This window comes from Brevundimonas sp. GN22, assembly GCF_054824005.1.
On record NZ_JSYD01000184.1, the window covers coordinates 1 to 7,954 of the forward strand.

Below are 7,954 nucleotides of genomic sequence, written 5' to 3' on the forward strand. Positions count from 1 at the left end.
GCCTCATGCTCCACCCTCAAAAACACCCTGGCCTCCGCCAGAGAGACTGCAGCAGCCATCGTTCACCCCTTTAGAACGCCAAAGGGCGGCCCCCACGGACCGCCCTTTGGCTCTACGCTTCACACTTGGCCGCGGTCAGAAGGCTCTGCCTTCTCGACCCGACGCGGCCCTCCCGCCTCCGGCGGGTGCCCTCAAGCAGTTCGTGCCCGCGGCACGAACGCTAGGGCACTTTCATGCTTGGCCGCGGTCAGAAGGCTCTGCCTTCTCGACCCGACGCGGTCTTAAGAAGCCGCCATCTTCATCACCTTGATCGCATCAAAGTTCTGCACACCACCGCCGACACGCTTGGTCGTATAGAACAGCACATAGGGCTTGGCGGTGAACGGATCACGCAGCACACGCACACCCGCACGATCGACAATCAGATAACCGCGCTGGAAGTCACCAAACGCAATCGACAGACTGTTCGCCGCCACATCCGGCATCGTCTCGATCTCGGTCACCGGATAACCCAGCACCGAAGACGTCTCGCCCAAACGCTGCGCCGGAGCCCAGATGTAGTTGCCCTCGCTGTCCTTGAACTTGCGGATCGCCGACAGCGTCTTGCGGTTCATCACAAAGCGGCCGTTGGCACGATACTGGGCCTTGGGCGCATAGATCAGATCGATCAGCTTATCCGCCGCATTTTCGGTCGCAAACGCACCCGCCGCACCACTGGCCACATAGCCGATCTTGCCCCACTCATGGGCGCTATCAGCCACCGTGTCATAGCTCAGGAAACCCTTGGGCTTGTTGGTACCATTACCGGTCACAAAGGCCGATGTCTCTTGGGCTGCAAAGGCATCCTCAACCTCGCCCGCCAGCCACTCGTCCAGATCGACCATCGCGTCATCCAGCAGCGCCTGCGTGGCCGCCGGATTTGCGTAAAGGTCAGCCGCCGGAAACTCCAACAGCGCCAGCGTCGCCGGATCGGTCTCCGGTCGCGCCGCCGTCTCGGCAACCCAGCCCGCAACCACACCCGCCGTCGAGACCGGCTTCTTGAACACACCACCCGACACCGTGCGCACCGAGGCAATCTCGCGCATCGGCGACACCGCCATCAAACGGCGCTCAATCGCGCGCTCCGTCTCCGGCGGCACCACATAGCCACCCGACGAAGCCCCCGTCGAAAGGCCCGCCTTGATCTCCAGACCACCCACCGAGCCCGTCTTCAGATAGCCATCAAACGCAGCCTTCGCCTCCGGAGCCGAGTTCACCTCGCCACCTTCACCAGCCAGCGAAGGACGACGCCCCTGCGACGCCATACGATCCAGCTTCGCCTGCGCCGCAACCACCGCCCGATCGATACGCGCCACCTTCTCTTCCAGCAGAGTATCGGACGCAGCCTTCTTCTCGATCTGCGCCACGCGCTCGTCATTGGCGCTCTTGAACGCCTCAAACGCCACCATCATTTCGCGCACGACTTCACGCGCCTCAGGCGAACCCGATACGTTTTTGACTTCTTTCATCTTTTCCCCTTGAAAACCCGCGCTACGCGGATACTGTCAGTCGCATGTGGAACCGCACCAAACGCACCGAAAATCAGTCAGATGCGTCTTGGTTTCGCGAGCTCCTGAGACCAGCAATCGTCAGCCTTGTGCCGTTCAGCTACCTAGGATTGCAGCTTGGCCGGTTGCTCAACGACGTTCCCATTTGGCCCCTCGGAACAGTGATCGCGCTACTGCCCCTTGCGATCCCGCAATCGATGTACAGCGACTCCAGATTGTACCGGCCGTCTCCACCTCGCGGAGAGGATCCCGCCTTCATGGTCGCGTCCCCGCTGCAAAAGGTTACCAGCGGCCTCTTCGGTGCCAAACGTCTTGGAGCGAGTGCCCCCTACGTCCGTCTTCCGGAAATCGACACTGGGCCTCACATCATTCAAATGCTGATTTACAAACTGGGTGCCCCGCTTCCTCTGCCTCGTTCTCTGAACTGGCTGAGAAATTTTCCAAGCATTCTCTCAGTCCTCGGGCTTTTCGCCGTCGTCTGGTTCGAAATCTTCTGGTTCAGATCCAACAAGTCGGCTCACCCCCAGTACATCTGGGTCGTAGCAGCGCTCGCTGCGCTTATTATCTGCACGGCCTATCGCAGCGCCTTCCGCCGCCTCTACGAAATCTAAACCGCCGACGCCGCCAAAACCGGACGCTACGCCTTCCCTGCGCTTCGCCGCTAACCGCATAATAAACCCAAGGTTGCATCCCACACCACCGCATGTACCGTCGGCGTGCGAGATCTTTCCTCCACAGCCACTGGTGAGCGTGTCATGCGTTGTAAGCCCTATCTCCCCCTCCTCGGCCTGGTCGCGGCCCTCGTTGCCCCGCTCGCCCAAGCCCAAACGCCGGTGACTCAGGTCGAAGCCTGGTCCCTACAAAAGACGGGCGCTCTCGGCTCAGCCATCTACCTTCAGGATCGCGCCGCCGCCCGCGCCACCGACGCACTTTTGGCCAGCTCAAATGGCACCCCACCTCAGGGCTTGATCGGCTGGATCGTCATTCCCAAGAACCAGGGCCATCTGGTCCGGTTCCTCACCGGCGACACCTCGAACCCGAGCGCCGCCTTCGACATCTCCGTCGATGCGGATGGCCGCGCTGGTCGCGTCACCGCTGCAAGCGACCCCACACTCCCGCCGAAACAACGGGCCCAGTTCAACGCCCGCCTGACCGCAGGAACCAACCTCACCACCTCTGATCTACGCTGCGCCGCCCGCTACAATGCCGTTATGCTCGATGATCCTGACAGCGACGGCTGGCTGGTCTGGCTGCTCGCCTCCACCACCGAGTCGACCGTCGTTCCTATGGGCGGACACTATCGCTTCCACATCAGTGCAGACGGCAAGACTGTCTTAAAGCGCGAACAACTCTCCACCTCGTGCCTAAATCTGGAGAAACCGGCGAACTCCGTCGCGCTGACCACTTCAATTGTGGTCGCCCCCCAACCGCTCGAGGTGCATGTCTTCCTGTCCCTTTACGCGCGCATTCCAATCTACGCGGTTGCGGGCGGCAAGCTCTGGTCCGTCCAAGGCGCTTCGATCACCGACGCCGGAGCTGCCCCCGCCCGCCGCTGATCTCAACCGCGCATTTCCTCGCGACAAACGCAGACCACCGTTCCATAGTCCCCCCAGTTCACACCTGAGGGGGTAGTCGTGTCTGTTCCACCATATGCCGGTCGCGCGCTGGCCGTTTTGCCGCGCCACACCTCCGCATCAGGCGCACCACGAAACCCGGTCGCTACCCGATAGCCACCTCGCGCCCCTTCCCAAACGGCCAATGCAAATCCTATGACCTTCTCCACGCCCATCCGCGTCCGCTGGAACGAGGCAGACCCCCAAGGCGTCGTCTTCAACGCCAACTATCTGATCTACGCCGACGTCGCAGGCACCGACTACTTCCGCCAGTTGGGTGCTAGTACCTCCACCGTCGAAGACTTCCTCCAGCTCTACGTCGTTGACGCCCATCTGGCTTTCAAATCACCTGCCAAGCCGGACGACCTGATCACCTGTCACGTCACCCCCACCCGCATCGGCAACTCCAGCGTGCAACTCACCATTCGCATCTCGCGCGAAGACACAGAACTCACCGAGATCACTCTGACCTATGTGCGCGCTATCAACGGCAAATCCACGCCGCTCAGCGATTCCTTCCGCGCCCTTCTCACCGCCTGAGCGTCAACGCATTGCCGGTGCCGTCATCGTCCTGCAAAGCCCCAAAAATGCGTCGACCGTGCGTTCGGGCAGGGCAACCTCGCGCTCCTGTCCATTGAAGCTAACCTTGACCTCGGACGCGGTATCCATAGCCATCAGCAGTCTGTCGCTCACAGACTTACGGATCGACAGGCTTACACCGCGCTCCTGAACCGCCGCATCCGGCAAGCCCGTGACCACTTCATCGCCAAACCGGAATGACAGTTCCGGCTGAGGCCACGCCTGCGCCGCCTCGAACCCACTCACAGAGGCTACGAAACCGGTGCCCGCACATCCAAACGACATCACCGACAGGCCCGCGTCGAAATACATAAGGCTTGGTGCCCGACCATCCCACAGGGTCCAGTGGGTATTGGGCGCAGCACCCTCGACGTTCGTGGCTCGCGGCCCACGCGCCTCCCTTTCAGGCTTACAAGCCATCAGCGCCAACCCGCTCGCCACCATTACAACCCAAGGATTCGCCCGCATTAGCCTGCCCTTTCAAGTAGCAACGATACCCTAAGCCGCCGCTACCGCGTTCACAACCTTGAGCCTTGCGCCCGGACAGGCGGGAAACGTCACCGCTGACACCTCCCACAACCCGACCCCACTCAGCACCCGCAACCGTCCGCTCTTACGTGCCCGCGCCGTGCGAAAGCCGATCGACAAGCCATCCACCGCGCCTGCCTTACACACGGCCTTGGCCATTCGAGCCTCCGCCGACCAGTCACCGATAAAGCCCTCGACGAACAGGCCCCGCTCGTCCTCGGTCATCCGCTCCCAGCGCCCGATCACGGCGCGCCCGTCATGCTGCCACAGCATCCGCACCCCCTCGGCTCCGGTCCGCGCCAAGCTCTCGGCAAAGGCCCCGCGATGCACCACATCGCCGTTCAGGTCCGCCACGCCCCAAAGCGACGCATAGCCCTCGATCCTCACTTGCGCCCCTCCAGCTGACGTTCAATCCGCTCCAGCGAGGCCCGCATCGCCTCCCCTTGCGCCTCCAGCCGCGCCAGCCGCTCCGCCACCAGCGCCTGCTCGGCCACCTTCTCCTCCAGCGCCCCAATCCGCGCCGCGGCCCCGCCAGCCCACACCAACCCGCCAATCGTCTGCACCACCAAAGCGACCAGCAGCGCGACCGGTATCTTCTTGATCACTGTCATGAGGTCACCCCCGCCAGCTTCCGCTTCTCTTCCACCGTCAGGAAACTTGCCGCATCCACCCGCGCCCACAGCGCATCGCGCTCCACCTGAAGCGCCGGCACAGCATCCAGATCCGCCTCGATCCGGCAGTCCGCAAATCGACCGCCCAGCCAACCCGTCATCGCCCCCGCCGCCTTCCGCACCAGCGGCACCACCGTCCCGCGCCAGAACGCCGCATTCGCCTCGCGATAGTTGGCATAGGTGCTATCCCCCGGCACACCCAGCATCTGCGGCGGCACCCCGAACGCCAGCGCAATCTCCCGCGCTGCCGCATTCTTTCCGCCGACAAAATCCATCTCGGCAGGGCTCATACTCATAGGCTTCCAGTCCAGCCCGCCTTCCAGCAGCAGCGGACGGCCCGCATTCCGCGCCCCTGCATGCGCCTCCGTCAGTTCTGCCTTCAGCGCCTCGAACTGCTCGCCCGTCAGCCGCTCGCCATCACGGCTGCCATAGACCAGCGCCCCGGACGGCCTCGCCGCATTGTCCAGCAGCGCCTTGTTCCAAGCCCCCGAGGCATTGTGCACATCAATGGCAAACGCCGCCGCCTCCAGTGGCGAGAAGCCATAGTGGTCATCCGTCGGGTGATAGAGCTTCAGATGCAAAACGGGCGACCAGCCATCGCCGTGTCGCCCGATCCGAACGCTCTTTGCGCCCACCCCATATTCCCACGCCACCGGCCAGCCATCGCCCCCCGGCACCACCTTCACCCGATCCGGCCTCAAGCCCCAGATCTGGTCCGGAGCCCCATCGCCATCGGCATCCCCGGTCGCCTCCAGATAACCATTACCCGCCGTCTGCAACGACGCATAAAGCCCCTCCAGCAACTCCGCCCCCGACTGCTCCGGATTGGGCTTGTCCATCAGCCTGGCCAGCGGATGCGCATCATCCCTCACGCCCCCGACCATCACCTTCATCGGACAAGACGCCGCCGCCTCGGCAATCAGCCGTACACAGCGATAGGCCACCGGATTCTTCCCGAACCCCTCACGCGCCAGATGCCCGTAATCGCGCGGAGTCCACTGCGCCCGTCCCACACCCGACAGCGCAATCAGAGCCCCCGCCCTGCTCGCCTTCTCCTCACGCACAGCTCCGCCATTGCGGCCCAGTCCCTGCCACCAACCCATTTCATGCTCTCCATTTTGAGTGGGCCGCGCTCAGAAGGCTCCGCCTTCTCGACCCGACACGGCCTGATGTTTTCTCCTCCCCTACCCTGCGGGGGAGATGTCATGGCACCGCCATGACGGAGGGGGGTGTCTTTCTTGGTTGGCCGCGGTCAGAAGGCTCCGCCTTCTCGACCCGACGCGGCCTGCGCGTCTCACAAAGCCCGCAACCTCGGCTGTGTTCTTCCCGCCAACAGCAAATCCGTCACCGCCCACACCAAGGCATCCGCCCGATCCGGACTATGCCCCTGATGCTCGCTCCCCATCGCCATCAGCTCTTCTTCCAGCGCCGGAAACGCCCCGCAGTGAACGACCCGTCCCTGTTCGTACAAAGCCGCCACAGGCTCCGCCCGCGCCTTCTTGGACCGCGTCGCATGCACCAGTTTGATCGGCACCTCGCCGCCCACCTGCGCAATCAGGGTCCGCACCATCTCGCCCCCCTGATTGGCCTCGGCTAGCACCAACTGAGCATCAAAATCCTCGGCCGCCTTCACCGCCGCCTTGGCCCAGCCCACAGGCGACAAGCCCCGCACCGACCGATCAGCCAGCACATAGGCTCTGCCCTCGCGCCGTCCGCACACGACAATCCCACAGGCATCGCCATGCGCCGTGACGGGCGGGTCCACCGCCACCACCACGCGCTCCAGCCGCACCGGAACATTCCCCCGCGCCCGCGCCAAATCCTCCGCACGAAACAGAGCGCCGTCCGCCTCGACGATCAGCCCCTCCATCTCCTGCGCTTCCAGCCGCGTCCCCGCATAAAGCGCCCGCAGATGGCTCAAGAAACCCGGAGCCAGATTGGCCTCGTTATCCCGCGTGGACAGCCTGCTGGTCACCACGCCGCTCTCGGCCAACAACCGCCGCAAGGCCGCAATCGGCCTAGGCGTCGTCGTCACCGCCAGCTTGGGGTCATCCCCCAGCCGCAGCCCAAATCTCAGATTGCTGAGAACCTTCTCCGGCTCGCGCCACGCACAGAACTCGTCCGCCCACGCCGCATGAAACTGCGGCCCGCGCAGACTGTCCGGATCTTCTGCCGAGAACCCATAAGCCGCCGCCCCCGACGGCCAAACCAGCCGCCGGCGACTGGCTTCCCAGCGCGGCCGATTATCCGGCCCAGCCAGCGCCCGCAGTCCCGACGGCCCCTCGACCATCACCTCGCGCACATCATGAAAAGCCGGACCCACCAGTGCGAAACTCATCGCCCCCTTGCGCGCCAGCTCGTTCATCCAGAACCCGCCCGCAAACGTCTTGCCCGAGCCGCGCCCGCCAAGCAGCACCCATGTCCGCCACCCTTCGTCGGGCGGATTACAAACCTGTTCGGGCCTCACAGGCGGCGTCGTCCCCAACACCCGCGACAGCCGCTCGGCCTCCACCTGTTCGATCAGGCTTCGGACCATATCCCTTCTGTTCGGCAACCTCGAAAAGACGATCGACGCGAGCGAAGAGCTCGGCCCTAAGGCGCTGTTCCTCGGCCTCATCAATCACTTCACCTTGTCCGGCCACATCATCCTCCGCCTCTCCCGAAACCTTAGTGGGCTTGGTCTTCAGCGCCGCCACCGCCTTGGCCGTGCGTGCCACCACACCCACCGCCCGCGCCCGCTTTTCCGCTTCCGCCACATCCTTCGGCGGGCCAGCCTCAATCAGAACCTCAACCGCCTGATCGACCATGGCCTGCAGCTGCCCGAACACCTGATCCAGCCACTGCTGAACAGTTCCGATCTCCGCTGCCCCATTTCCCGCCATACCCAAACCATAGGGCACCAGCGTCCACAGGCGCGAAAACGCCCGCCTCCCTTCACCAATCCCTTATTTTTACAGCCATTGGCCCCGCCCAGTGGGCGCACCAAAACAAAAAGGCCCCCGCATCTGCGAGGGCC

General features: G+C 63.8%; 10 protein-coding genes. 3 read left to right on the forward strand and 7 right to left on the reverse strand.

The window, feature by feature from the left end; all coding sequences use genetic code 11:
- Positions 1 to 281: 281 nt before the first annotated feature.
- The gene (locus OB03_RS14940) at positions 282 to 1,508 is read right to left on the reverse strand and encodes a phage major capsid protein (protein ID WP_461344693.1); all 1,227 of its coding nucleotides are present in this window, start codon (positions 1,506 to 1,508) and stop codon (positions 282 to 284) included.
- Between the two features lie 44 nt (positions 1,509 to 1,552).
- Here OB03_RS14940 and OB03_RS14945 point away from each other — a divergent pair, with 44 nt between their 5' ends.
- From OB03_RS14945 to OB03_RS14955, 3 genes are all read left to right on the forward strand, one after another.
- On the forward strand, positions 1,553 to 2,158 hold the full coding sequence (locus OB03_RS14945; protein WP_461344694.1) for a hypothetical protein: 606 nt from the start codon (positions 1,553 to 1,555) through the stop codon (positions 2,156 to 2,158).
- Between the two features lie 144 nt (positions 2,159 to 2,302).
- Positions 2,303 to 3,103, forward strand: coding sequence for a hypothetical protein (locus tag OB03_RS14950; protein WP_461344695.1), 801 nt, complete (start codon positions 2,303 to 2,305; stop codon positions 3,101 to 3,103).
- 213 nt (positions 3,104 to 3,316) lie between these two features.
- Entirely contained in the window at positions 3,317 to 3,700 is a 384-nt protein-coding gene (locus OB03_RS14955) for an acyl-CoA thioesterase (protein ID WP_461344696.1), read from the forward strand.
- Positions 3,701 to 3,703: 3 nt separating this feature from the next.
- Here the strand turns inward: OB03_RS14955 and OB03_RS14960 are convergent, their stop codons facing one another.
- From OB03_RS14960 to OB03_RS14985, 6 genes are all read right to left on the reverse strand, one after another.
- Positions 3,704 to 4,159: a hypothetical protein gene (locus OB03_RS14960; RefSeq protein WP_461344697.1), complete on the reverse strand. Its 456-nt coding sequence runs from the start codon at positions 4,157 to 4,159 to the stop codon at positions 3,704 to 3,706.
- Positions 4,160 to 4,237: 78 nt separating this feature from the next.
- Positions 4,238 to 4,654: an HK97 family phage prohead protease gene (locus OB03_RS14965; protein WP_242913742.1), complete on the reverse strand. Its 417-nt coding sequence runs from the start codon at positions 4,652 to 4,654 to the stop codon at positions 4,238 to 4,240.
- On the reverse strand, positions 4,651 to 4,878 hold the full coding sequence (locus OB03_RS14970) for a hypothetical protein (protein ID WP_461344698.1): 228 nt from the start codon (positions 4,876 to 4,878) through the stop codon (positions 4,651 to 4,653). The genes OB03_RS14965 and OB03_RS14970 overlap by 4 nt, the downstream gene beginning before the upstream one ends.
- Positions 4,875 to 6,041 carry a phage portal protein gene (locus OB03_RS14975; RefSeq protein WP_461344699.1) on the reverse strand — a complete coding sequence of 389 codons (1,167 nt, stop codon included), beginning with the start codon at positions 6,039 to 6,041 and terminating at the stop codon, positions 4,875 to 4,877. Before OB03_RS14975 ends, OB03_RS14970 begins: the two co-directional genes overlap by 4 nt.
- Positions 6,042 to 6,232: 191 nt before the next feature.
- Positions 6,233 to 7,474, reverse strand: coding sequence for a DNA-packaging protein (locus OB03_RS14980; RefSeq protein ID WP_461344700.1), 1,242 nt, complete (start codon positions 7,472 to 7,474; stop codon positions 6,233 to 6,235).
- Complete coding sequence (locus OB03_RS14985) at positions 7,383 to 7,820, reverse strand: hypothetical protein (RefSeq protein WP_461344701.1); 438 nt, start codon at positions 7,818 to 7,820, stop codon at positions 7,383 to 7,385. The genes OB03_RS14980 and OB03_RS14985 overlap by 92 nt, the downstream gene beginning before the upstream one ends.
- Positions 7,821 to 7,954: the final 134 nt, after the last annotated feature.

What these genes read in the sequence shown, in the direction of transcription:
- OB03_RS14940 (WP_461344693.1), bottom strand. Translation starts at nt 1,508, where the DNA reads ATGAAAGAAGTCAAAAACGTATCGGGTTCGCCTGAGGCGCGTGAAGTC.
- OB03_RS14945 (WP_461344694.1), top strand. Translation starts at nt 1,553, where the DNA reads ATGTGGAACCGCACCAAACGCACCGAAAATCAGTCAGATGCGTCTTGG.
- OB03_RS14950 (WP_461344695.1), top strand. Translation starts at nt 2,303, where the DNA reads ATGCGTTGTAAGCCCTATCTCCCCCTCCTCGGCCTGGTCGCGGCCCTC.
- OB03_RS14955 (WP_461344696.1), top strand. Translation starts at nt 3,317, where the DNA reads ATGACCTTCTCCACGCCCATCCGCGTCCGCTGGAACGAGGCAGACCCC.
- OB03_RS14960 (WP_461344697.1), bottom strand. Translation starts at nt 4,159, where the DNA reads ATGGCTTGTAAGCCTGAAAGGGAGGCGCGTGGGCCGCGAGCCACGAAC.
- OB03_RS14970 (WP_461344698.1), bottom strand. Translation starts at nt 4,878, where the DNA reads ATGACAGTGATCAAGAAGATACCGGTCGCGCTGCTGGTCGCTTTGGTG.
- OB03_RS14975 (WP_461344699.1), bottom strand. Translation starts at nt 6,041, where the DNA reads ATGGGTTGGTGGCAGGGACTGGGCCGCAATGGCGGAGCTGTGCGTGAG.
- OB03_RS14980 (WP_461344700.1), bottom strand. Translation starts at nt 7,474, where the DNA reads ATGGTCCGAAGCCTGATCGAACAGGTGGAGGCCGAGCGGCTGTCGCGG.
- OB03_RS14985 (WP_461344701.1), bottom strand. Translation starts at nt 7,820, where the DNA reads ATGGCGGGAAATGGGGCAGCGGAGATCGGAACTGTTCAGCAGTGGCTG.